We start from the raw sequence: 23,416 nt of genomic DNA, 5'->3' as shown, positions 1-23,416 counted from the left end.
CGTGCCGGCGTAGGGGAGTTGGGGGAACGATGAAGATCACGGTAGATCACGGGCTGTGCGACGGGCTCGGGCAATGCGCCCTGGTGGCGCCCGAGGTGTTCGCGCTGGACGACGAGGAGCGGCTGGTGGTCGCGCCGGAGGCGGCGCGGGGGTCGGCGGGCAAGGTCGCGGCCGCGGCACGGGCGTGTCCGGTGCGCGCCATCTCGGTCGAGGGGTCCTGACACCTTGCGCGAGGTCGTGGTGGTGGGGGCGGGCCTGGCGGGGGTGCGGGCCGGTGAGTCGCTGCGGGCGCAGGGGTTCGCCGGCCGGCTGACGGTGGTGTCGGACGAGCGGGAACTGCCCTACGACCGGCCGCCGCTGACCAAGCAGTTGCTCTCGGGGACGATGACGGAGGCGGATGTCCGGCTGGCGGGCGCCGAGGATCTCGGCGCCCGCTGGGTACGGGGGACCGCGGCCGTCGGGCTCGACCGGGAGCGGCGCCGGGTGCGGCTGGCCGACGGTGCGGAGCTGCCGTACGACGGGGTGGTGCTGGCGCCCGGGGCCAAGGCCAGGGCGTGGTCCGGGGCTGTGCCGCGGGCCGGGGTGCTGACCGTGCGGGGTCTCGACGATGTCCGTCGATTACGTGCCGAAGTGGACGGTGGGGCCCGCGAGGTGGTCATCGTCGGTGCCGGGTTCGTCGGGGTGGAGCTGGCGTCCTCGCTGAGCGGGCTCGGGGTGCGGGTCACGCTGGTGGAGCCGTTCGGCCGGCCCCTGCGGGCGCTGGGCGGCACGGTGTCCGGGGTGGTGGCCGAGGCCGCGGGCCGTGCGGGGGTGGTGTTGCGGCTGGGGACCGGGGTGCGGGGTTTCCGGGACGACGGCGGGCGGGTCGTCGCCGTGGAGCTCGTCGACGGCAGTGTGCTGCCGACGCCGCTCGTGGTGGTGGCGATCGGGATGGTGCCGGCGACGGACTGGCTCGCGGAGTCGGGGCTGGCGTTGCCGTCCGGCCGGATCCACTGTGATGAGCGGCTGTTCGCCCGGTCCGGGGGCGGGTCGGGGGCGCCGGATCCGCGGGTGGTGGTGGCCGGGGACGCCGCGTGCTGCGATGCGGTACGGGCGGCGGACGGGCCGGTGGCGCTGGAGCACTGGAGCAATGCGGCCGCGCAGGGCGAGCTGGCCGCGCGCAATCTGTTGGCCGGTCCGGCGGCCGCCGAGCCGTATGACCATGTCCCCTCCTTCTGGACGACGGCGTTCGGGCTGCGGATCAAGTCGGTGGGGCTGCCGGGCACCGGTGACCGGACCGTCGCCGAGGCCGGGGATCCGGCCGGCGGCGCGGTGCTGGAGGCGCACTACCGTGACGGGCGGCTGGTCGGCGCGGTGAGTGTGGAGCAGGGGCGACTGCTGTCGGCGTATGCCCGTCGGCTGCGGGGCGAGCGGATGATCGCCAGTGGAACCGAACCCTCGGGTACGTGAATTGCGCGTAAAGTTTTTCATTACCATGGAACCTCTGTTGTCGACCCCTTCGGGAATCGACTTGGTCACGTGACCTATCGCACAATCCCGTGACGGTCCAATGTGGCTCTGGTAGCGTTTTTATCGCGCCCATCAAAGGGGCGGTGCAGGCCTTGTGGTGGAGTACGACGAGGTGCTCGCCGAAGAAAAGTGGCCTGTTCCTGTGTAAACAGGCATCGGGGGATCTTTTGCTACGGGGGAACGGCATGTATAGCGACTTCATCAGCGTCTGAAAACGGGACTTCCCGCTGTGCGGAAGTGTGTCCCGGTCTTCTGTGTCCGTAGGTCGAGTGCGCTGGTTGCGGTGGCAACTTACGGCCTCTGACGGGCTTTGCCCATTCATTCGACTCATCTGTCGGTAATCGGTCGACGGTCGGTTCCGGCATGCCTGATGTGAATCCAGAAACGGCTCGATCGGACGGGAATCGGTCCTGTTCGGATTTTTCGCCGTGGGTTTTCCGGCTTTTCGTGATGCCATTTTCTGCTGCCCTTTTCCGGCATTTTCCATGGCCGGTAAAAGGTGGCTTCAGAGTGCTCGGAAATAAGGAGAGAATCATGCAGAACCCCTTCGAGGCAGAGCAGATCCACGAGGTTGTGCGAGCGGGCCTGGCCCAGGTGCTGGGCAGCAGTCCCGAGGACATCACCCCGGATGCCACCCTGGTCGCCGACCTGGGGGCCGAATCGCTCGACCTGGTCGAATTCCGCTTCGAGATGGAGACCAAGCTCGGCGTGGCGCTGCCCAAGTCGAACGTGCTCGACCTGCTGGCGAAGGCACTCGGCGGTTCGGAGCAGCTCTACGACGATCGCGGCGGGATCTCCGAACTGGCCGCCGAGGTGCTGCGGCGCAGCGCGTTCGGCTACTCCGTGGAGCAGGTGCACGCCGGGATGCGCCCGTACGAGGTCGCCGCGGCGGCCACCAGCGCGCACTGGGCCGCCTTCACCCACACCCTCTTCGACCACCTCCCCGAGGTCTGCACCGAGTGCGCCGCCGACAAGGCGCAGATCGCCGTCTCCGGCAAGGCCCAGTGCGCCGGTTGCGGGGTCGCGCTGGAGCCGGCCGCGGGCGACGAGGTGATGGCCGACGGCGTCCGTACGGCGCTGGAGGCGCTGGGGCACGCGCAGCCCGTCGGCTGAGGGGGCTGCTGGTGCAAGACGCCGCTTGTCGTGCGAGTCGTGCGAAAGGAAAGCAAGTGAACCCCCACATACCCACCGGGGACGGGCAGGAGGTCGTGGTGACCGGCATCGGCCTGGTCGCCGGCCGGCTGACCGACCCCGAGGCGCTGTTCGACCATCTCGCCCAGGGGCACACGCTCATCACCGAGCACCCCCTCCACAAGGAATGGGGCGTGCCCTGCGCCGTCTCGGCGCATATCGACCCCCGGGTCAGGGCGGCCCTGGAGGACGCGGTGCCGGAGGAGGCCGGGGCCCTCGGGCCGGCCGGTGTCCTCGCCTGGCACGCCGCTGCCCAGGCATGGGAGCGCAGCGGGCTGCCGCGGCGGCTCGACACCGAGCGGGGCGGCGTCTTCCTCGCCTGCAACCGGATGGTCATGGAGCCGGCCGAACTCGACGGCCTGGCCCGCCATGTGGACTTCGAGGCCGGCGCACTGGACCTGGACGGCTATCTGGACGCGGGCGGGACCGACCCGGAGCACTACGAGCGGATCCAGCCGGACACCGCCACCGTGCGGCTCGCCGACTACTTCGGCGCGGCCGGTGTCCTGGAGACGCACGCGGACGCCTGCGCCGCGGGCGGGATGGCGATCGGCAGTGCCTACCGCTACATCCGCAGCGGGGCGCTCGACGTGGCGCTCGCGGGCGGCGCCGAGAGCCTGACGACGCTGACCTCCGTCACCGCCTTCTACGGGGTGGGCGCGCTCGCCCCGTACGACGGGCGGGACGCCGGGCGGATCAGCCGGCCCTTCGACAAGGACCGCTCGGGGTTCGTCATCGGCGACGGCGCCGCGTTCCTGGTGCTGGAGTCGCGGGCGCACGCCGAGGCCCGCGGCGCCCGCGTCCTGGCCCGGATCGCCGGTTACGCGGGGGTGACCGAGGCGGTGAAGATGACGTCCAGTTCGCGGGACGGCTCGGACTACGCGCAGTGCATGCGGGCCGCCCTCGCCGACGCCGGACTCACCCCGGGCGACATCGACCACGTCAATGCGCACGGCACCTCGACCGAGGCCAACGACACCTGTGAGGCCGCGGCCCTGCACACCGTGTTCGGGGAGCGGGCCGCCGGCATCCCGGTCACCGGCAACAAGTCCGCCATGGGCCACTCGCTGGCCAACAGCGGTGCGGCCGAAGCGGTGCTCTCGGTGCTCAGCCTGCAGCGGCAGTCCGTACTGCCGACGCTCAATTTCGCCGAACCCGACGAGGTGACGCGCGGACTGGACATCGTCACCGAGCAGCGCCGTACGCCGGTGACCGCCGTGCTCTCGAACTCCTTCGGCTTCGGCGGCCAGAACTGTTCCCTGATCCTGGCCCAGGCGGGGTGAGCGCGCAGATGACGCATCTCGATGCGGTGCGGCTGACCGCACCCGGCTTATACACGGCGGCCGGAGCGGATCCGGCTGCCGTGTGGGAGGCCCTGGTGGCCGGCAAGGACACCAGCCGGCCGTACGAAGCACTGGCGGGGACATGGCCCGGGGCGGACGCCGTCTTCCTCGTCGACGACCCCGATGCCGCCGCGCTGGGCGTGCACCGGCGGGTGCTGCGCACCTCGGAGAAGCAGGCCCGGATGGCGTTGTACGGCGCCCGGCTGTCGCTGGCCGGACGCGGTCCGGTGGGCGGCGAGCGCTGGGGGCTCTACCTCGGACTGCCCACGGTGGACGAGGAGTTGCTGCGGTTCACGGCGCTCGACGGGCTGCGGCAGGCCGCCGGCTCGCCGGACCGGGTGGCGGCGCTCTTCGCCCGGGAGGTCCCGCCGTTCAGCGGACTGTCCCACCTCAACAGCACCGCCGCCGCCCATATCTCGGCCGCCTTCGGGCTGACCGGGGCCATGGCCGCGTACTCGCCGTACGCCGATGCGGGGCTGGAGGCCCTGATCGACGGGGTGCTCTCGGTCGCCGAGGGGGAGAACGAGGCGGCCGTCGTCGGAGCGGTCAGCCCCAAGATCCACCCGCTGCTGTTCCCGCAGTACGAGGAGCTGGGCTGGAACGGCGCCACGCCCGGTGAGGGCGCGGCCTTCCTCCTCGCGGCAGGTGCCCGTGACGTCCCCGTACAGGACGCACCGGATCACGGAGGGTCGCCCTCGGCCCGACTGGCCGGCTACGGGCGGGCGTTCGGCGCCGACGGCGACGAGCGGACCGCGGCGATCACCGGGGCCGTGCGCACGGCGCTGGAGATGGCCCGGACCGACGCCGACGGCATCGGCTGGCTGCTGCCCGACGCCGTGTGGACGGCGGAGGGCGAACGGGCCCAGCGGGCCGCGCTCGACGAGGTCTTCGCGGATGCCGTCGAGCGACCCGCGGTGATCGGCACCGAGCGGGCCACCGGCGTGCTCGGCCCCGCCCACCCACTGGCCCATGTCCTGCTCGCCCTGCACGGGCTGGCCGGCGGCCGGCGCCTGGCGGCCGCCGGAGGTGCGGTGCGGGAGGAGGCACTGCCGACCCCCCGGGCGCTGGTGCTCGCCTGTGGCGCGCGCGGTCAGGTGTGCGCCGTCGTACTGGAAGGAGTCGGGACATGACCCGGCGCGTCGTGGTGACCGGACTGGGCGCCGTCTGCGGACTGGGGCTCGACTGGCAGACCATGTGGGAGGGGCTGTGCGCGGGCCGCTCGGCGATCCGTGCCTGGCGGCTGCCCGGTATCGAGGACTTCCCGGTGCGCTATGCGGCGCCGGTCGACGACGAGGCGTTCGCGCGGTGCCACGGGGCCGACGCCGATCCGGACCGGCCGATGGAGCGGCGGATGCGGTTCGGTCTGGCGGCCGCGGGGCAGGCGCTCGCGGACGCCGGTATCGACACCGGCACGGGCCTCGGTACCGGCACGGGCAGGGGCAGCGGCGACGGACGGCTGCCGGGGCGCGTCGGCACGGCCGTCGGCTCGGGCGTACCGGAGCGGGATCCCTACGAACTCCTGCACGCCCTCGACGAGGACGGCGCACCGAGCTGGCAGACGCTCTACGCCCGGCGTGCCGAACTGGACCGCGCCAGCGGCCTGTTCTGCACCAATGACGCGCTGGCCACCGGGATCGCCGCCCGCCACCGGTTGCGCGGGCCGGCGCTCAACTTCAGCACCGCCTGCGCCGGGGCCACTCATGCCATCGGCCACGGCTTCCGGATGATCCGGCGCGGTGAGGTGGACGCGATGCTGGTGGGCGGCGCCGACTCGGTGCTGAACCTGCCCACCATGACCGGTCTGCACCTGCTCGGTGCGCCGTCGACGTCGGAGCTGTTCGGGGACCGGCTGTGCCGGGCCTTCGACCGGGACCGCAGCGGTCTGGTGGCCGCGGAGGGCGCGGCGATGCTGGTGCTGGAGAGCGAGGAGAGTGCCCGGCGGCGCGGTGCGCAGATCTACGCCGAGGTGGCCGGGTTCGGCAGCTCCCTCGACGCGTACCAGGTCACCGCACCGCACCCGGAGGGCAAGGGCGCCGCGCTGGCGATGGGCCGGGCGCTCGCCGACGGGGCGGTGGAGCCCGGCGAGGTGGACTGCGTCAATGCGCACGGCACCTCCACTCCGCTCAACGACCCGATCGAGACCCGTGCGATCAAGGACGTCTTCGCCGGGGGCGGGCACTACCGGAAGCTGGCGGTCACGGCCAACAAGACCATGCTCGGCCACCTCATCGCCGCCGCCGGCGCGCCCGAGCTGATCGCCACCGTGCTGTCCGTACGGGACGGCATCGTGCCCCCGACGCTGAATCTGGAGAACCCGGATCCGGCCTGCGATCTCGACTACGTCCCTGACAAGGCCCGGCACCAGGAGGTGTCGGTGGCAGTGAGCAATTCCTTCGGCTTCGGCGGACTCAACGCCAGTCTGGTGGTGCGTGGCTATGAACACTGACATCCCGACGACCAACCCTTTCGACGACGCGATCGTGGTGACCGGCATCGGGGCGGTGCTGCCCACCGGGCGCGGCCCGCAGGCCCTGTGGTCGGCGTGGCGCGACGCCCGGCCGGCCCTGTCCCCCTACCGGGACCCCTACGTACGGACCCGGAAGATCACCCACTTCGGCCATGTCCCCGACGAACTCCAGGAGCAGAGCCGGGAGAGCGTTCCCCACAAACTGCGGAAGTTCGGCACCCCGTTCACCTTCGAGGCCGTACTTGCCGCGCAGGACGCCATGGACGCGGCGGGCGAGGGCTGGCAGTCGATCCCCGAGGAGCGGCGCGGGCTCTATGTCGCGCAGGACGACTCCACGGAGCTGAGCGCGGCGGCCTTCCACAAGGCGCTCGACAAGGCCCGCTCGGATCCGTCCGCCCAGGCGGGGGTGGATCTGCAGCGCCTGGTGGCGGAGGCGTTCGGCAACGCGGCCACCTTCAACCCGTTCACCGTCATCAGGGCGCTCAACAACAACACCCTCGCCCTGATCAGCATCGCCCAGCGGTTCCGCGGCGACTGCGCCGCGTTCGTCCAGGACGCGGGCGCCGCGCTCGGTGCCCTGCAGCGGGCCGCCTTCACCCTCCGCCAGGGAGAGTGCGACACCGCCCTGGTGGTCGGTGCCGGCAGTTTCAACGAGCCCCTGAAGCTGGCCGCGCAGTACCGGGCCGGGCATCTGAGTGCGGGCGGCCGCGGCGGCGCGGCGCTGCGCAGCTTCGATGCCGAGCGGGACGGCACGGTCCTGGCCGAGGGCGCGGTCGCGCTCGTGCTGGAGCGGGCCGGGGACGCCGCACGGCGCGGCGCACGGCCGCTGGTGGAGATCCTGGGCGCCACACTGCGGCCCGCGGTGGAGGGCGGTATCGGCCCCTCCGCCCTCGCCGAAGGGCCCCGCGATCTGCTGGCCGCCCACGGCCTGACGCCCGACACGCTGGGCGCGGTGCTCGCCGACGGCAAGGGCACGGTCCGCCACGACGCCGCCGAGGCCGAGCTGCTGCGGGCGCTGCTGAAGGACAGCGGGGTGCCGGTCACCTCGCTGCGCCCGGTCACCGGCACGCTCGGTGCCGCCGGGCCCCTGGCGGAACTCGCCCTCGCACCGGCCCTGTTCGAGGCCGACGAGCTGCCGCCGATCGCGCATCTGCGGACGCCGCCGGACGATGCCACCGACTTCGTGATGGGCGCGCCCAGGAAGCGGCGGATCGACTCCGTCCTGAGTCTGCACAGCACGTTCAACGGATTCGCCGGAGCCGTGCTCGCCCAGCGGCCGCACACGTCCTGACGCACGAGGGGACCACCACACACCATGTCGCAGTTCACCGAATTCGTGCAGCCCGAGATGGGGCGGCTCTTCGCCGCACTGGGGCTGGACGTCACCTACGTCCGCGCCGAGGGCAACACCCTCCACTACCGCGACGAGCAGGGGGCCGACGTCCCGGTCCTCGACCTCATGGGCGGCTACGGGTCCCTGATCCTCGGCCACAACCATCCCGAGATCGTCGCCCACGCCCGGGCCCTGCTCGACGAGAACCGTCCCGTGCACGCCCAGTTCTCGCTGCGCGGCGAGGCCGGCCGGCTCGGCGCGGCACTCAGCGAGGCCGTCCGGCGGGAGACCTCGGTCAAGGAGCCGTACGTCGCCACCTTCGGCAACAGCGGCGCCGAGGCCGTCGAGGCGGCCGTCAAACACGCCGAACTCGTCCGGGTGCGCAAGGCCACGGCGCTCGCCGACGAGATCGCCGCGCACACCGAGACCACCCGGGAGGCCGTACGCCGCGGCGAAGCCCACGTCGACGCGGACGCCTTCCACCTGCCGGCCGTCCGCGCGCAGACGCCGCGGACCGACGATATCGACGGGCTGCTGGCCGCGGTCGAGGCCCACAACGCGGCGGCGCTCACCACCCGGCCGCTGTTCCTGGCGCTGGAGCGCTCCTTCCACGGCAAGCTCGTCGGCAGCGTCCAGCTCACCTACAACAGCGGTTTCCGCGCCCCGTTCCAGAACCTCGGTACGCGGGTGCGCTTCGTGCCCATGGACCGGCCGGAGCTGCTGGACCGGATCGCCGACGACGAGCGCGTGGTGCTGCTCGACACCGAGACCGTCGAGGGGCGGGTGCGGATCGTCGAGCGGGACTTCCCGGTCATCACCGCCTTCATGGTCGAGCCGGTGCAGGGCGAGGGCGGCATCCACGCATTGACCACGGAGCAGGGCCGGGCCATCCGGCTGTTCTGCAACAAGGCCGGCACCGCGCTGATCATCGACGAGGTGCAGAGCGGCACGGGGCGCTGTGGCGCGTTCCTGGCCAGTTCGCTCATCGGGCTGCGCGGCGACTACTACACGCTGTCCAAGTCGCTCGGCGGCGGCCTCGCCAAGATCTCCGCGATGCTGGTGCGCCGGTCCCTGTACCAGGGCGAGTTCGATCTGATCCACAGCTCGACGTTCGCCATGGACGACTTCTCCTCGTCGATCGCGCACAAGGTCGTCGAGATGCTGGAGGCCGACGACGGACAGGTCTACCGGCAGGTCACCGAGCGCGGCGAGCGGCTCCGCGGCATGCTCGAGGAGCTGCGGGCCGCCTACCCCGACATCATCGAGGACGTCCGCGGCAAGGGCCTGTTCCTCGGCGTCCAGCTGCGCGACCAGGCCGGCGCCCGGTCCATGGTGCTGCGCGGCAGTGCGTACACCGGCTCGCTCGGTTATCTGCTCTCCGGCTACCTGCTGCGGCAGGAAGGCATCCGGATCGCCCCGACCGGCAGCGCCGGCAATGTGCTGCGCCTCCAGCCGTCCGCCTTCCTCACGGACGAGGAGATCGAGCGGCTGCGCGGCGCGCTGGACCGGCTCTGCCGCATCCTGCGCTACGAGGACACCCTGCATCTGGTCCACCCGGCCACCGACCGCAGGATCGCCAAACCGCGCGCGGAGATCAGGGACTTCCGGGGCGCGATCGCCGGGTACGAGCAGGGCGAGCGGCGCCCGGTGACCGGGCCGGTCCGCAAGGTCGCGTTCCTCAACCACCTCATCGAGCCCGCGCATCTGCGGCAGGTGGACCCGGCGCTGGCCGACCTGAGCGACGCGGCGCTGCGCTCCTTCGTGCTCGGCATGGACCCGGTGAAGAAGGCGGCGCCCTACCCCGGCGTCCGGATCGACTCCCCGCTCGGCAGCGCCGTCGAATTCTCCCTCTACCCGCTGATGGTGGGGTCCGAGCAGATGGCCGGCTACCTCGCCGGCGGCGATGTCGCGGGGATCCGCGCGGACATCGAGGAGCGCGTGCGCGCGGCCCGCGAGGACGGCTGCGAGGTCGCGGGCCTGGGGATGTACACCTCCATCGTCACCCACAACTGCACCTCGCTGAAGGTCCCGGGCATCGCCCTGACCTCCGGCAACGCGCTGACCGTCGCGATGGGCGTGCAGGCGATGGAGCGGGGCGCGGCCGACCGCGGCTGGCAGGTCGAGGACGCCACGCTGGCCGTGGTCGGCGCGGCCGGCAACATCGCCTCGGTCTACAGCCAGCTGTTCGCCGAGCGGCTCGGTCGCATCGTGCTGGTCGGCAGCCGCCGGGACGGTTCGGCCGGGCGGCTGCGCGACACCGTGCACGGCATCTACCAGGAATGCTGGTCACGGATCGCGGCCGGCGGCGAGCTCGCCGGCATCCCCGCGCGGCTGGCGGAGGAGCCGCTGATCACCAAATGGCTGGCCGAGGGGCCTGCCGACGATACGGGCCGGGGCCGGGCGATCGCCGCGTATCTGGAGGAGCGCTACGGGACGGACCCGTTCCTCACGGTCACCCAGGACAGCGCAGCGCTGCGCGAGGCACAGCTGGTGCTGTGCGCCTCGAACAGCCCCGAACCGTTCCTGACCGGCGAGCACTTCGCGCCGAACGCCGTCGTCTGCGATATCGCCGTACCCAACAACGCGGTGCCGGATCTGGCCGCACAGCGTCCCGACCTGGCGTACCTGCTCGGCGGCATCGTCGCCACGCCGAACGGCGAGAGCCTGCACCCCTCGGCACGAGCCTTCCTGGAGGCGGGCCAGCTGTTCGCCTGCATGGCGGAGACCGCGCTGATGGGTCTGGCCGGCCTCGACCACCACTACTCCTACGGGAACATCAGCCGCCGCCAGGTCATCGACATCGCGGCGCTCGCCGAGGCGCACGGTCTGCGGCTCGCCGACTACAAGAGCGCGCACTCGGTGTGAGGTGCGGGTGCCGCGCCCGGACGGCCGGACGCGGCACCCGCACCCGCACCCGCAGACTCCCCCCCACGGACTGGAAAGGACGCCATGGAATTCGAAGGCCAGGTGGCGCTGGTGACCGGCGGAAGCCGGGGCATCGGCCGCGCGATCGCCGTACGGCTCGCGGAGGCCGGATGCGATATCGCGCTCACCTACCGCAGCGCCACGACCGAGGCGGAACAGGTCGCCGAGCGGATCGCCGGGCTGGGCCGCAAGGTCGAGCTCTACCAGGGAGACATCTCCGACCCCAAGGTGCCGCAGACGATCGTGAACGGCGTCCGCGCGTCCTTCGGGCGGATCGATGTGCTCGTCAACAACGCCGGCATCACCCGCGACGAACTGCTGGTCAACCAGAGCCTCGAGGACATCGAGCAGGTGCTGGCCACCAATCTGATCGCCCCGATGCTCACCGTGCAGGCCGTGGCGCCCCTCATGCTCCGCCGGCGCTACGGACGGATCGTCAACATCTCCTCCTCCGCCGCCTCCAAACCCGGCCGGGGCCAGTCCAACTACGCGGCGGCCAAGGGTGGCCTGGAGGCGTTCACCAAGGCGATGGCGGTGGAACTCGCCTCCCGCGGCATCCTGGTGAACGCCGTCGCCCCCGGCGTGATCAACACCGAGATGACCGACGCCATCCGCAGCCACGGCGAGGACGAGATCATGCGTCGGCTGCTGGTGAAGAGCTACGCCGAACCCGAGACCGTCGCCGATGCCGTGGTCCACCTCGCCGGCCCCCGCAACACCTACACGACGGGCGAGGTACTCCATGTCGACGGCGGACTGAAGATGGCGTGAGAGGCCGGTCATGAACGCATACGACACCCACCCCGAGTCCACCGCACACCCCCGGCCCACCGCACAGGACCGGCCCGCCGGCCCGCCGGAGCCCGGCGAACTGACGGGCCGGACCGCCGTCGTCACCGGCGCGGCCCAGGGCATCGGCCGCGAGGTCGCCCTCCTGCTGGCCGCGTCCGGCGCCGCGCGTCTGATCCTGCTGGACCGGGACGCCGCCCTCCTGGACACCGTCGTCAAGGAAGTACACGACCTGGGCGCCGACGTCGTGCCGGTCCCCGTGGACCTGCGCGACCGCGCCCTCGTACGCACCCGGCTGCGCACCGCACTCCGGGCCGCGGGCAGGCTCGACATCCTCGTCAACAACGCCGGGGTGGCCGACGAGAACGGCCCCGACGACGAGACCACCTGGCTGCGGGTGCTCGACATCAATCTGCACGGCACCTTCGCGGTCACCGCCGCCTGTCTGGAACACCTCGTCGACAAGGGGCGCATCGTCAACGTGTCCTCCATCCTCGGCAAGGCCGGCAAGATGCGGAACACCGCCTACTGCGCCTCCAAACACGGCCTGATCGGCTACACCAAGGGACTGGCCCTCGATCTCGCCGCCCGTGGGATCACGGTCAACGCCGTCCTGCCCGGCTGGATCGACACCCCCATGCTCCGACGAGAACTCGCCGCCCAGGCGGACGAGATCGGCGCGGACCCGGTGCGGATGCTGCGCCAGGCCCGTAAGAGCATCCCGCTGCGCCGGCTCGTCGAGGCACGGGAGGCCGCCGAGCTCATCGGATTCCTGGTGTCCGACCGCGCGGCCGCCATCACGGCGCAGAGCCTGACCGTCGACGGGGGCTACACCCGTGGCATGTAGTCCATGGCTGCGCAGGCTGGGGCGGCGCCCGGCCGGGGCGCTCGGGCCCCCTCCCCGCTCCTCGGCGGCCTGGGGGAGGGTGGTCTGCTTTCCGCACGCGGGCGGTGGCGCGGGCGCCTTCCGGCCGCTCGCCACGGCCCTCGCCGCCTCACCAGCCGCGCAGGACCACCCGTACGAGGTGCTGGCGGTGCGGTACCCGGGCCGCCACGACCGGCTCCGCGAAGAGCGTATCGAGCAGGTGACGGAGCTGGCGGCCGGCGCGTACCAGGCGCTGGCACCGCTCACCGGCCGGCCGCTGACCCTGCTGGGACACAGCATGGGCGCGCTGGTGGCGTACGAGGTGACCCGGCTGCTGGAGCAGGAGGGCGCCACCCGGCCCGTCCGGCTGATCGCCTCCAGTGCCTGGGCCCCGTCGCGCGTCAGGAACGGCACCGTCCACCTGCGGGACGACGACGGACTCGTCGAGGAGATCCGGCGGACCGCGGGCACCGACCCGCGGCTCCTGGAGGACCGCGCGGTGCTGGCGACGTCCCTGCCCGTGGTGCGCAGCGACTACAAGGCCGTGGAGACCTACCGGCACCGGCCGGGGCCGCCGTTGCGAACGCCGGTGACCGTGCTCGTCGGTGACGCCGATCCGCTGGTCGCCGTCGAGGACGCGGGCGCCTGGCGTCGGCACACCGTCGGGGGCTTCCGGATGCGGATCTTTCCGGGCGGTGGTCACTTCTACGTCGCCGGGCACTGGCCGGAGGTGGCGGAGCAGGTCGGCGTCGGTCAGGCCGGGAGGGAGTGATGTGGCCAGCGGGCGCGGGCCTGTTCGCGGGAGCGCATGGTCGCCAGGGTCAGCAGGCCGCGGCCGCGGCCCGTTTCGAGGAGGCCGGGGAGGGCGGGCAGCGGGGCGAGGGCCGCGATGTCGTCCAGGACGAGGGTGAGTGGTGGGTCGAGCCGACCGTCAGATGACCGTTCGGCCATGCGGCGGCCGTGCTCGACCACGTGCGAGAGGAGTGCGGTGAGCAGCGGCATCGCACCCGGGTCGGTACGCGGATCCTCGATGGGATCGCCTACCACGTACAGCGTTCCCCCCTCGTCGATAAATGATTCGAGGATGACTGAATCTGCTCGAAGTGGATTGCAGGCGTCCCGGATATGGATCGAGGAGAGGGCGGTCAGTGCGCGGCCGACCAACTGTTGGGCGGCCTCCCGGCGTTCGGGGTGGGCGGTCAGCACCGACTCCAGCTCGCCGGCCTGGCCGCCGGAGGCCTTGGCGCTGGTGCGCAGGATGCGTACGGGTTCCTGGGCGGCGCCGGTGGTGTGTGCCCAGCGGTGCAGCTGGCGGAACGGGCGGCCGTCCACCGCGGCGGCGTGCAGCCAGCAGCGCAGCAGGGTCTGGGCGGCGTCCGCGACGGCCGAGTCCAGGGCGCCGGCCGGGCGTACGGGGGCCAGCAGCGCGGTGGCACGGGCGGTGGCGGTGGCGAGGTCCGTACAGCCGGAGGTCGGTGACCAGCGCAGCCGGGCCGGGGTGTCGAGGCGGTGCGTGGGGTCGTAGGTCAGCACCGGGCCGAGCTTGGCGCGGGCGTCCTTGGTGTCGGCCCAGAGGACGGGGTCGGTCGTGGCGACGATCAGGGGGCCCGGGGCGGCGGTCGCGGCGGCGAGGGACGCCGCGAGGGTGACGGTGCGGTCGGTGGCGAACTGGAGGCGGGGGAGGGCGGGTTCGGCGTGCGGGCCGGTCGTCCCGGCCCCCGGGAGCGCCGGGGCTGCCGGGGGAGCGGTGCGTTGCTCGGGGACGGGGCCGGTGGCCATGGCCGTGGTGGTCGCCGAGGGGCCGAGGGGTACGGACGGGGCGGAGGGTGTGGTGGGGACGGCCGGTCCGGCGGGGGTGGCCGGTCCGGCGGGTGCGTCCTCGCTGGGCGCCGCCGCGGGCTCCGGGGCGGTACGGGCCGTCTCCCGGGGCTCTTGGGGCTCCCGAGGCGTCCGGGGTTCTCCGGCCTTCCCGGTCGGCCGCGCGTCCCGTTCCGTCGCGCGTGCGTCGTAGGCCGCCTCCCGAGCCTGCCTGGCCTTCGCCCGCCGTGCCGAGCGGACCGCGCGATAGCGGGTGACCGTCCCCAGGGCGAAGATCACCAGGACCAGCAGGACCATCAGCTCGCCGATGAGGATGCCCCAGAACAGGCCGTACCCGGAGAGCTGGCCCTTGGGGGTGTCGGGCCAGGCGGCGGCGAGGTCGTGCGGCGCCGAGACCAGGTGGCGCAGCGCCATCGGCGTACCGGGGTAGGTGACGCCGTCGGGCCAGGCGCCGTGCGTGAACAGGCCGGCCAGGCCGGTCGCGGTCCACACCAGGAGGGTCAGGCCCAGCAGGAAGGCGAGCAGCCCGACCAGCAGGGAGTCGGGGATGCCGCGCCCCCGCCCGCCGGGCGCGTCGCGGTAGCCGCGGCCGCCCCGTTCCTCGTCGTATCCGCGCGTCACGCCACCGTCTCGCTCGACTCGTCTCTCCACTGCCGCTCCATCGCCATGGCCTCGGCGCGCGCCTCGGCCTCGGCGTCCGCCGCCGCCTGGAGGGCGCGCGCCTCGTCCGTCGGCATCGCGGACGACTCGGTCATCGCCCGGTCGGTGTAGACGAGCGGGCGCTCGGCCTCGGTGATGAGGTGTTTGACGACCTGGACATTGCCGTTGACGTCCCAGACCGCGATGCCGGGGGTGAGGGTCGGGATGATCTCGACGGCCCAGCGCGGCAGGCCCAGTACCCGGCCCGTGGCGCGTGCCTCGTCGGCCTTCTGGGCGTAGATGGTGCGGGTCGAGGCCATCTTGAGGATCGCCGCGGCCTCCCGGGCGGCGGCGCCGTCGACCACGTCGCTGAGGTGGTGGACGACGGCCACGAACGACAGGCCGAGCCGTCGGCCGAACTTCAGCAGCCGCTGGAAGAGCTGGGCGACGAAGGGCGAGTTGATGATGTGCCAGGCCTCTTCGACCAGGAAGATGCGCTTCTTGCGGTCGGGGCGGATCCAGGTGTGCTCCAGCCAGACGCCGACGATCGCCATCAGGATCGGCATCGCGATGGAGTTGCGGTCGATGTGCGAGAGGTCGAAGACGATCAGCGGTGCGTCGAGGTCGATGCCCGCCGAGGTCGGGCCGTCGAACATCCCGCGCAGGTCACCGTCGACGAGCCGGTCGAGGACCAGCGCCACGTCCAGGCCCCAGGCCCGGACGTCGTCTATGTCGACATTCATCGACTCCGCCGACTCCGCCTCCGGGTGCCGCAGCTGCTCGACGATGTCGGTCAGGACGGGCTGCCGGTCGGTGATGGTTTCGGTGACGTAGGCATGGGCGACCTTGAGGGCGAAGCCGGAGCGCTCGTCCAGGCCGTGGCCCATCGCCACCTCGATGATCGTGCGCAGCAGGGCCAGCTGGCCCGTGGTGGTGATCGACGGATCGAGGGGGTTGAGGCGGATGCCGCCGTTGAGAGCGGCCGTCGGGTCCAGGCGGATGGGGGTTATCCCCAGCTCCTGGGCGATGAGGTTCCACTCGCCGACGCCGTCCTCGCCCTGGGCATCGAGCACCACGACCTGACGGTCACGGAACCTCAACTGCCGCAGCACATAGGTCTTCTCCAGCGCCGACTTGCCGTTGCCGGACTCGCCGAGCACCAGCCAGTGCGGGGCCGGCAGCTGCTGCCCGTAGAGCTGGAAGGGGTCGTAGATGTAGCCCTTGCCGCTGTAGACCTCACGGCCGATGATCACGCCGGAGTCGCCGAGGCCGGGGGCCGCGGTGGGCAGATAGACCGCCTGCGCCTGGCCGGTGGAGGTGCGTACGGGCAGCCGGGTCGTCTCCACCTTCCCGAACAGGAAGCTGGTGAACGCGTCGGTGAGCGCTCCGAGCGGATCGAGCATGGCCATGACGTACGCGCCTCCCAGCGGCTTTAGCGGCGGATCCCGGTCGCGAACGGCAGGGTGTTGACGAACGCCCGGTGGTGCTCGCGGTCGCACCACTCCAGCTTGAGGTAGGACTTGCCGGCCGAGGCGCGGATGGTGCGCTTGTCGCGGGCGAGCGCCTCGGGCGAGCGGGAGGAGACCGTGAGGTAGCCGACGAGATTGACGCCGGCGGCGCCGGACGCCAGGTCCTCGCCGCGCTGGTCGACGCGGCCGTGGTGGGCGACGTCGCGCGGGTCGACGACGCGGTTCATCTTCGCGGCACGGCTGGCCTCGGCATCGTCGTTCGTCTTCTCGGTGAGCATCCGCTCGATGGCGATCTCGGTGGGCTCCAGGTCCATGCAGACCGCGACCGTACGGATCACGTCCGGGGTGTGCACCAGGAGGGGCGCGAGGAAGTTGACGCCCACCGGGGTCAGCGGCCACTCCTTGACCCAGGCGGTGGCGTGGCACCAGGGTGCGCGGGTCGTCGACTCCCGCGTCTTGGCCTGCAGATACGTCGGCTCCATCGCATCCAGCTCGGCCGGCCAGGCGTTGCGCTTGCTCATCGCCTGGATGTGGTCGATGGGGTGGTCCGGGTCGTACATGGAGTGCACGAGGGAGGCGAGCCGGGCCTGGCCCAGCGGCTGGCGGACCCGGATGTCGGCCTCGGCGAGCCGGGCGCAGATGTCGGTCAGCTCACGGGCCATCACGACCGCGAGACCGGCGTCGCGGTCCAGCTTCTTGCGCAGCAGCCCGCCCTGGTGCATCCGGGCGGCGCGCGCCATGGTCTGCGCCTCGGCGGCCAGCTCGCGGGTGTAGTGCATACAGGCGACGAGGTAGGCGCGGTGCTGCTCGGAGGAGGTCGAGACCATCGACTGGAGCTGGTCGTAGGACTCCTGCAGCCAGTCCGGGGAGGAGCGGTCGCCGCGCTGGGCGACGTCCTTGGCGTGCGCGTCCGGGTCGGCGGGGAGCGTACGGGCCAGCATCTGCAGCCGGGTCACGAAGCCGTCGCCGTTGGCCACATGCTTGAGCAGCGTCCCGAAGCGGTCGACCAGCGCCTCCTGGTCCTCGCTGTCGCGCAGGCCGACGCCCGGCCCCTCGATCTCGATGGCGGCCGTCACCGTCTTGCGGTCGGCGTGCAGCAGCACCGCGATCTCGTCGGGGCCGAACGGGGCGGAGAGCCAGTTGATCCGGCCGATGCCGGGCGGCGGGCCGATCTCGATCTCGCGGCCGTCCAGCCGGACGCCGGCCTCGGCGGCGCCGGAACGGTAGGTCGCACCGCGGCGGACCGTACGGCGGAAGCTGCGCCGGATCTCGAACCACTTGTAGAACGTACGGCCCTTGTACGGCACGTAGACGAGGGCGAGCCCCAGCATCGGGAAGCCGGTGAGGGACACGATCCGCAGCGGCAGCAGGGGCACCAGCAGCCCGCACATCATGCCGAGGAACGCCCCCACGATGATCAGCGCGATCTCACCGGTCTCGCGGTTCTTGCCGACGATCGCGTTGGGCCGGGCGCGGCCGATCAGATAGGTGCGACGTGGCGCGATCGGGTGGGACTGCGTGCTCAACGCCCCTCACCTCCTGCTGTTTTGCCGGTGCGGGAGCTGCTGCTCGGGCCGGGGTTCGTACGGGGGGCGGGGGTGGCGGGTGCCGAGGAGCGGCCGCCGCCGGTGCGGGAGCTGTGCGCGGTGACACCGCCGGCCACCGCGTCGGCCGGCCGGGACTGGCCGCCCTGCGCGCCCTGTGGCTGCCCGCCGTCCCCGCCGGACCTGCGGGAGCTGTGGGTCTTGATGCCCTGGGACACCAGCGCCGCGGGCGAGGAGATCATCGCGGCGGCCTGGCTGCCGTCGGTGGCCCGGCCCTTGTTCGTACGGGCCGAGACCATCTCGTCGCCGAAGCCGGGGACGAAGCGGTAGATCACCGCACTGGCGAAGATGGCGAGGACGATGATCGCGAGGCCGGAGACGACCGCGGAGAAGGCGTTGGGGCCCTTGTCGTGGGAGAGCGCACCGGCGATGCCGAGGACGATCACGATGACCGGCTTCACCATGATCACCGCGATCATGATGCCCGCCCAGCGGCGCACATGCCCCCACATGTTCTTGTCGACGAGCCCGGCGTAGACGACGGTGCCCAGCAGCGCCCCGACGTACAGCAGCGCGGCCCGGATCACCAGCTCCAGCCACAGCACACCGGCGGCGAGGACCGACACCAGCGACACCACGATCAGCATGATCGGGCCGCCGCCGATGTCCGTGCCCTTCGTGAGCGCCTGCGAGAACGCCCCGAAGAAGGTGTCGGTCTGCGCCCCGGTGCCCTTCGCGATGATCTCGGTGACCCCGTCGGTCGCCGAGACGATCGTGTAGAGGATGAGCGGGGTGAAGGCGGAGGCGAGCACGGTCAGCCAGAGGAATCCGACCGCCTCACTGATCGCCTCCGTGAGCCGCACCCCGCGCACGGCGCGCTTGGCGACCGCCAGCAGCCACAGGACGAGGGTGAGGATGGTGGAGGCGGCGAAGACGACCGCGTACTGCCGCAGGAAGGCGGTGTTGGTGAAGTCCACCTGCGAGGTGGCCTTCACCGCGTCGGAAAGCTTCTCGACAATCCAGGCGGCGGCTTTGGCACAGCCCTTGGCCAGGGAGTCGAGGGGGTCCAGGGGGTTGTTGTCGGAGAGACCGCCGCCGCTGGGGCCGGGTGTGCTGCCACCGCCGCCGCCCCGTCGCTCGCAGAGCTCCTTGGCCTTGTCCGTGAGCAGATCGCAGGGTCCCTCGCTCGGCTTGGGCGAGGGGGCAGCGAGTGCGCGGGTCGCGAGGACCGTCAGCGTTGCCTGCAGAGCGGTCAGCGCCGAGGCAACAGTGAGGGCGCGACGTCCGGTTTTACCTCGCATATGTGAACCCTCCGAAACCTTGGACGGCCTGGGACATGTCCTTGGCCGTCGCGGCGGTCTGGTCGCCGCCGATCGGCGCGGGCCCGGCCTTCTGCGTGAAGCCGGCGATCTTCCAGTCACCGTTCACCCACTGCATGTGCATCGTGGACGTGTACCAGCTCTCCGCGACCGGGTTCTGGGACCCCTGGCCTGCGAGGCCGAACAGGGTGGAATACCAGACGGCGACCGTGGCCGTGGTGCCCTCGAACTTCTCGGCCTTCGTCCCGACCGGGTTAGCCCGGGAGACGAAGGTCATCCCGCTGGGTGCGTTGCCGTCTGCCTTGAGGCCGATCTTGCTGAGGAACTTGGGGTCCGTGTAGATCTTGCGCAGGCTTTCCTTGCGGTCCGCGGCCGCAGAGGAGGTGTAGACGGCGTCAACGATCGCGTCGCGCTGGGCCGACTTGTACATCCCGCCACTGGAGAGCGCCACCGCATAATTCGCCGCCGCCGACTGCGCCCCCTGCTCCGTCTTGGCGAAGCCCGAGGCGATTCCTCCGGTCTTTCCGGTGGTCGGCTTGGTGCCGGTGGGGGCGGTGGGCTGGGTGTGGCCGGCGTCCTTGGGGGAGTCGGCGGAGGGGGTCTCGCTGTTGCCGCTGCCGCCGCGGTTGGCGAAGGCGATGGCCGCGAGCAGCAGGACGACCACGCCGACGATGGTGACGAGGTTGCGGCTGGACATGCCCGCGCGGGGCCGCCGTCCCGAGCCGTAGAGATCACCGTCGTTGTCGGGAAGTCTGGTCCGTGTCTGGCCCGTCTCGGAACCGCGGTGGCCGTCGCCGCCGTAGCCGCCGTCGTCACTGAGACTCATCGCGCCTGTGCCCCCTCTGCCGCCGTCGCCCTGCGTGCCGTAGTTGTGCCGCCCTCATATGACCGTAGCCGCGCGGGCGGCAGCTCGGGTGCAGCGGTACGAGTACATCTCACCGTGACGGGTCCTCAGATGCGGTACGGCAGAGGCGAATGGGGGACTGTGGGTCATTTGTACTCATCGCCCGCTCCCTGGTTGCCATCGCCTTCTTGCTTCCGGGTCCACCTGTCCCCGTACAGCGGCCCGCCCAATCGGTCCGCTGGTGGCGGGGGTGACGAGGGCGCCGGCGGCGGACCCGTCGGGCCGGGCATGAGAGGGCGTCAGCATGTCGCCTCGGCAGGGGAGGTCGGGCGGTGGGAGCGGGTGGAGGCACGGGACGGCGGAGAGAGGACGGGCGGGGGCGCAGGGGGAGCGGCCCGGGACGGGCGCGGCCCGGTGGTGTGCACCACGCGGGCGGCCACGGCGGGCCCTGGGGCGTGGCCGCGCTAGACCGCCATGCCGTAGACGATGGTGAACAGCGTCCCCAGGGAGCCGATGATGAAGACGCCGGTCAGGCCGGCCACGATCAGGCCCTTGCCCTGTTCGGCGCTGAAGGTGTCGCGCAGCGCGGTGGCGCCGATGCGCTGTTTGGCGGCGCCCCAGATCGCGATGCCGAGGCACAGCAGGATCGCCACCGCCATGACCACCTCGATCATCACGCGGGCTTCGTTGCCCAGGCTCCCGAACGGCCCCCAGTCCGGGGCGATTCCGCCGATGATGGTGGTGATATCGCCTTTTTCGGCCGCAATGAACATGTGTGAACTCACCGCCCCTTGATGGGTAGTTGTGTGCCCGTGCCGGCTGCGGCACAGGTCAGTCTCTATCTTCGCTGACAAACGGGCCGTCAGCTGTCGACTTGGCGGCTTTCTTTGACGGATCCCGTGGGAGTCGCGTGGATGCCCGGGCGCACTCCGTCCATTGAACCGACTGGTCTCACTGTGTGTATCACGGGGGTCAACCCTGAGCAATGATCATCGGAAGCGCTGGTGGCCGGTCCGGCGCGCCGTTCGGGGCCGGGGCCGTTCGGGTGGTTGGTGTGGCCGGTGATGCGGCTACTTCGGGGCGTGCGACATGGCGAAGATCATGACGAGCGCCACCAGGTGGATGGCGAACAGGAAATAACCGACGCGCCACCACAGGTGCCGGCTCATCTGCTGCTGATTGTTCGGGTCCACGGCTGTCGTCCTGTCTCGGGGCTCTTGGGCAGTGTCGCTCATCCGGCGGTGCTCCGGGCGTCGCGGTGAGGGGCATCTCACACCGGGTCAGGAGCGCCCCCTGCGCCGTGTCGTGCGCCGTCGTGTCGCACCGCGGGCGGCGCAACGCGCGCGGAGCGACCGGAAAAAGGCAGTGAACCGGGGCTGAATGGGGGAGGGTTGGGGCGTGCGGAAATTCTGGGTGGCCGGAGGGCTCGGGGCAGGGCTGGTGCTCTGCCTGCTCGGGCTGCTCGTGATCGGTACGTACACAGTGGCGGCCAGGCTGGCCGGGGCCGGCGGACAGGCGCTCGGGCTGGCGAAGGGCGCGGTGCCGGCGGAGTACCAGCAGCTGGTGCAGAAGTGGGGGACGCTCTGCCCCGCGATAAGCCCGGCGCTGCTGGCGGCGCAGCTCTACCAGGAGAGCGGGTGGAACCCCCGGGCGCAGAGCCCGGCGGCCGCCCAGGGCATGGCGCAGTTCATCCCGGGGACGTGGCAGACCCACGGCATCGACGGGAACGGCGACGGCAAGAAGGACGTGTGGGACCCGCACGACGCGATCGCGTCGGCGGCCTCGTACGACTGCGAGCTGGCCAGTTATGTGAAGGGCGCACCGGGCAACGCCACGCACAACATGCTCGCCGCGTACAACGCGGGGGCGTACCGCGTGATCCAGTACAACGGGGTGCCGCCGTACCGCGAGACCCAGAACTACGTGAAGACGATCACGACGCTCGCGAAGAGCTTCGAGGCGCCGTCGGGTCCGGTGGCGCCGTCGAAGCAGGCCGCGGGGGCGATCTACTTCGCGCAGGAGAAGCTCGGCACGCCTTATTTGTGGGGTGGTACCGGCACGGCGGCACAGGGCGGGCGGTTCGACTGTTCGGGGCTGACCCAGGCGGCGTACCGCTCCGTGGGCATCGAGCTGCCCCGGGTGGCGAACGACCAGTGGAACGCCGGGGCGCACCCGAAGCGGAACGAGCTGCTCCCGGGGGACCTGGTGTTCTTCGCCTACGACCTCAAGGACCCGCGGTCGATCCACCATGTGGGGATCTATGTGGGGGGCGGGTACATGATCAATGCGCCGTACACCGGGGCCAAAATCCGGTTCGACAAGATCGATACGCCGGATTACATCGGTGCCACCCGCGTCACGTCCGATGGCGCAAAAGCGCTGCCCGGTACGAACGCTGCGTGAACATAGGGCCCTGAACTGCAGTGATGAATCAAGCTTCGATAACGTCCTGGTGATCATCCGGTGGAGAGTGGAACGGCCGGGGTGGACATCGCGTTTCCTTGGCGTGGGGACGTAGCAGAGCTGGACGCAGCACACGCTCGACGACCACGGGGGCAGGCAGCACACGACGGCGCTCGCGCGCGCGAAAGATAAGGGGCCGCGGCAGATGGCTGGACTCGCACTCGAGGGGCCGAACCCCGACGTCGACGTGCTCGACGGCATCAACGGCCTCGCGAAGGACGCCCCCCACTGGGTCAACAAGGCCATGGAGTACATCGGCGAGTACGGCATCATCGCCGGCCTCGCGGTGCTGTGTGTGATCGCCTGGTGGTCGGCGCGCCGCCGGCCGGGCGCGCCGTCCGCCGTCGCGGGCCTGGTCTGGGCGCCGCTGGCCGCGGGCCTCGCGCTGCTGGCCAATATCCCGATCCGGGGGTTCGTGGAGCGGCCGCGGCCGTTCAAGGACCATGCCGGCCTGGAAGTGCTGATCCCCGGCAAGAGCGACTTCTCGTTCGTGAGCGATCACGCGACGCTCACCATGGCGGTCGGCGTCGCCCTGTTCGTCGCCCACCGGAAGTACGGCCTGATCGGGATCGCGCTGGCGCTCGCCGAGGGCTTCTGCCGCGTCTACATGGGCGTGCACTACCCGACCGACGTGGTCGGCGGCTTCGCGCTGGGCACCGCCGTCGCGCTGCTGCTCGCGCCGCTCGCGCAGGCGCTGCTGGTGCCGCTGACGACGGCGATCGGCCGGTCCAAGGTGGCGTGGCTGGTGCGGGCGCCGGGTGCGGACGGCGGCGCGGGGCAGGACGCCGAGGGCGGCCGGGTGGTCGCCACCGGATCGGCGATGCCGCGGGGGCACAAGGAGCGGGACAAGGACCTGGCGGCCTGAGGGGCCGTCGGACCGGGTGGCACGAACCGGTCC

20 protein-coding genes are annotated in these 23,416 nt (G+C 71.7%); 13 read left to right on the top strand and 7 right to left on the bottom strand.

What is annotated here, in order from left to right:
- Positions 1-29: 29 nt before the first annotated feature.
- The 11 genes from Scani_RS08215 to Scani_RS08165 all read left to right on the top strand — a co-directional run bounded on the left by Scani_RS08215 (position 30) and on the right by Scani_RS08165 (position 13,194).
- Positions 30-221 carry a ferredoxin gene (locus tag Scani_RS08215; protein ID WP_159471430.1) on the top strand — a complete coding sequence of 64 codons (192 nt, stop codon included), beginning with the start codon at positions 30-32 and terminating at the stop codon, positions 219-221.
- A gap of 4 nt (positions 222-225) precedes the next feature.
- Positions 226-1,449 (top strand): NAD(P)/FAD-dependent oxidoreductase, encoded by a 1,224-nt coding sequence (locus Scani_RS41675; RefSeq protein ID WP_159471429.1) that lies wholly within the window; start codon positions 226-228, stop codon positions 1,447-1,449.
- Positions 1,450-2,043: 594 nt separating this feature from the next.
- Positions 2,044-2,622 carry an acyl carrier protein gene (locus Scani_RS08205; protein WP_159471427.1) on the top strand — a complete coding sequence of 193 codons (579 nt, stop codon included), beginning with the start codon at positions 2,044-2,046 and terminating at the stop codon, positions 2,620-2,622.
- Between the two features lie 56 nt (positions 2,623-2,678).
- On the top strand, positions 2,679-3,983 hold the full coding sequence (locus Scani_RS08200) for a beta-ketoacyl-[acyl-carrier-protein] synthase family protein (protein WP_159471425.1): 1,305 nt from the start codon (positions 2,679-2,681) through the stop codon (positions 3,981-3,983).
- 8 nt (positions 3,984-3,991) lie between these two features.
- Positions 3,992-5,173: a beta-ketoacyl synthase N-terminal-like domain-containing protein gene (locus tag Scani_RS08195; RefSeq protein ID WP_159471423.1), complete on the top strand. Its 1,182-nt coding sequence runs from the start codon at positions 3,992-3,994 to the stop codon at positions 5,171-5,173.
- Positions 5,170-6,489 carry a beta-ketoacyl-[acyl-carrier-protein] synthase family protein gene (locus tag Scani_RS08190; protein ID WP_159471421.1) on the top strand — a complete coding sequence of 440 codons (1,320 nt, stop codon included), beginning with the start codon at positions 5,170-5,172 and terminating at the stop codon, positions 6,487-6,489. Before Scani_RS08195 ends, Scani_RS08190 begins: the two co-directional genes overlap by 4 nt.
- Complete coding sequence (locus Scani_RS08185; RefSeq protein WP_159471419.1) at positions 6,479-7,801, top strand: beta-ketoacyl synthase N-terminal-like domain-containing protein; 1,323 nt, start codon at positions 6,479-6,481, stop codon at positions 7,799-7,801. Before Scani_RS08190 ends, Scani_RS08185 begins: the two co-directional genes overlap by 11 nt.
- Before the next feature lie 24 nt (positions 7,802-7,825).
- Entirely contained in the window at positions 7,826-10,708 is a 2,883-nt protein-coding gene (locus Scani_RS08180) for an aminotransferase class III-fold pyridoxal phosphate-dependent enzyme (protein WP_159471417.1), read from the top strand.
- Between the two features lie 84 nt (positions 10,709-10,792).
- Positions 10,793-11,539, top strand: coding sequence for a 3-oxoacyl-ACP reductase family protein (locus Scani_RS08175; RefSeq protein WP_159471415.1), 747 nt, complete (start codon positions 10,793-10,795; stop codon positions 11,537-11,539).
- A 10-nt stretch (positions 11,540-11,549) separates the two neighbouring features.
- On the top strand, positions 11,550-12,404 hold the full coding sequence (locus tag Scani_RS08170; RefSeq protein ID WP_159471413.1) for an SDR family NAD(P)-dependent oxidoreductase: 855 nt from the start codon (positions 11,550-11,552) through the stop codon (positions 12,402-12,404).
- Positions 12,394-13,194 (top strand): thioesterase II family protein, encoded by an 801-nt coding sequence (locus tag Scani_RS08165; protein ID WP_159471411.1) that lies wholly within the window; start codon positions 12,394-12,396, stop codon positions 13,192-13,194. Before Scani_RS08170 ends, Scani_RS08165 begins: the two co-directional genes overlap by 11 nt.
- Here the strand turns inward: Scani_RS08165 and Scani_RS08160 are convergent.
- From Scani_RS08160 to Scani_RS41670, 7 genes are all read right to left on the bottom strand, one after another.
- Entirely contained in the window at positions 13,176-14,861 is a 1,686-nt protein-coding gene (locus tag Scani_RS08160; RefSeq protein WP_159471409.1) for a TraM recognition domain-containing protein, read from the bottom strand. The two genes, Scani_RS08165 and Scani_RS08160, sit on opposite strands and share 19 nt — an antisense overlap.
- Complete coding sequence (locus tag Scani_RS08155; RefSeq protein ID WP_159471902.1) at positions 14,858-16,282, bottom strand: ATP-binding protein; 1,425 nt, start codon at positions 16,280-16,282, stop codon at positions 14,858-14,860. The genes Scani_RS08160 and Scani_RS08155 overlap by 4 nt, the downstream gene beginning before the upstream one ends.
- 29 nt (positions 16,283-16,311) lie before the next feature.
- Positions 16,312-17,874: an SCO6880 family protein gene (locus Scani_RS08150; protein ID WP_159471407.1), complete on the bottom strand. Its 1,563-nt coding sequence runs from the start codon at positions 17,872-17,874 to the stop codon at positions 16,312-16,314.
- Positions 17,871-19,193 (bottom strand): hypothetical protein, encoded by a 1,323-nt coding sequence (locus Scani_RS08145; RefSeq protein WP_159471405.1) that lies wholly within the window; start codon positions 19,191-19,193, stop codon positions 17,871-17,873. Before Scani_RS08145 ends, Scani_RS08150 begins: the two co-directional genes overlap by 4 nt.
- A complete protein-coding gene (locus Scani_RS08140; RefSeq protein WP_159471404.1) occupies positions 19,183-20,037 on the bottom strand; it encodes a DUF8175 domain-containg protein in 855 nt (284 codons plus the stop codon). The genes Scani_RS08145 and Scani_RS08140 overlap by 11 nt, the downstream gene beginning before the upstream one ends.
- Before the next feature lie 482 nt (positions 20,038-20,519).
- Positions 20,520-20,828 carry a DUF8827 family protein gene (locus tag Scani_RS08135; protein WP_006603970.1) on the bottom strand — a complete coding sequence of 103 codons (309 nt, stop codon included), beginning with the start codon at positions 20,826-20,828 and terminating at the stop codon, positions 20,520-20,522.
- Between the two features lie 297 nt (positions 20,829-21,125).
- Positions 21,126-21,248: a hypothetical protein gene (locus tag Scani_RS41670; protein WP_267959244.1), complete on the bottom strand. Its 123-nt coding sequence runs from the start codon at positions 21,246-21,248 to the stop codon at positions 21,126-21,128.
- A gap of 205 nt (positions 21,249-21,453) precedes the next feature.
- Here Scani_RS41670 and Scani_RS08130 point away from each other — a divergent pair, with 205 nt between their 5' ends.
- On the top strand, positions 21,454-22,458 hold the full coding sequence (locus tag Scani_RS08130; protein ID WP_159471402.1) for a bifunctional lytic transglycosylase/C40 family peptidase: 1,005 nt from the start codon (positions 21,454-21,456) through the stop codon (positions 22,456-22,458).
- 205 nt (positions 22,459-22,663) lie between these two features.
- Complete coding sequence (locus Scani_RS08125) at positions 22,664-23,383, top strand: phosphatase PAP2 family protein (protein WP_159471400.1); 720 nt, start codon at positions 22,664-22,666, stop codon at positions 23,381-23,383.
- Positions 23,384-23,416: the final 33 nt, after the last annotated feature.

The sequence above is a fragment of the Streptomyces caniferus genome, from assembly GCF_009811555.1.
Classification (GTDB): Bacteria; Actinomycetota; Actinomycetes; order Streptomycetales; family Streptomycetaceae; genus Streptomyces; species Streptomyces caniferus.
This window is presented reverse-complemented; position numbering and strand designations above follow the sequence as displayed.

Bases quoted from the DNA above. Each gene is read 5' to 3' on its own strand.
- Scani_RS08175 (WP_159471415.1), top strand. From the start codon at position 10,793: ATGGAATTCGAAGGCCAGGTGGCGCTGGTGACCGGCGGAAGCCGGGGC.
- Scani_RS08190 (WP_159471421.1), top strand. From the start codon at position 5,170: ATGACCCGGCGCGTCGTGGTGACCGGACTGGGCGCCGTCTGCGGACTG.
- Scani_RS08185 (WP_159471419.1), top strand. From the start codon at position 6,479: ATGAACACTGACATCCCGACGACCAACCCTTTCGACGACGCGATCGTG.
- Scani_RS08125 (WP_159471400.1), top strand. From the start codon at position 22,664: ATGGCTGGACTCGCACTCGAGGGGCCGAACCCCGACGTCGACGTGCTC.
- Scani_RS08180 (WP_159471417.1), top strand. From the start codon at position 7,826: ATGTCGCAGTTCACCGAATTCGTGCAGCCCGAGATGGGGCGGCTCTTC.
- Scani_RS08135 (WP_006603970.1), bottom strand. From the start codon at position 20,828: ATGTTCATTGCGGCCGAAAAAGGCGATATCACCACCATCATCGGCGGA.
- Scani_RS08140 (WP_159471404.1), bottom strand. From the start codon at position 20,037: ATGAGTCTCAGTGACGACGGCGGCTACGGCGGCGACGGCCACCGCGGT.
- Scani_RS08195 (WP_159471423.1), top strand. From the start codon at position 3,992: ATGACGCATCTCGATGCGGTGCGGCTGACCGCACCCGGCTTATACACG.
- Scani_RS08205 (WP_159471427.1), top strand. From the start codon at position 2,044: ATGCAGAACCCCTTCGAGGCAGAGCAGATCCACGAGGTTGTGCGAGCG.
- Scani_RS08145 (WP_159471405.1), bottom strand. From the start codon at position 19,193: ATGCGAGGTAAAACCGGACGTCGCGCCCTCACTGTTGCCTCGGCGCTG.
- Scani_RS08215 (WP_159471430.1), top strand. From the start codon at position 30: ATGAAGATCACGGTAGATCACGGGCTGTGCGACGGGCTCGGGCAATGC.
- Scani_RS08170 (WP_159471413.1), top strand. From the start codon at position 11,550: ATGAACGCATACGACACCCACCCCGAGTCCACCGCACACCCCCGGCCC.
- Scani_RS08155 (WP_159471902.1), bottom strand. From the start codon at position 16,282: ATGCTCGATCCGCTCGGAGCGCTCACCGACGCGTTCACCAGCTTCCTG.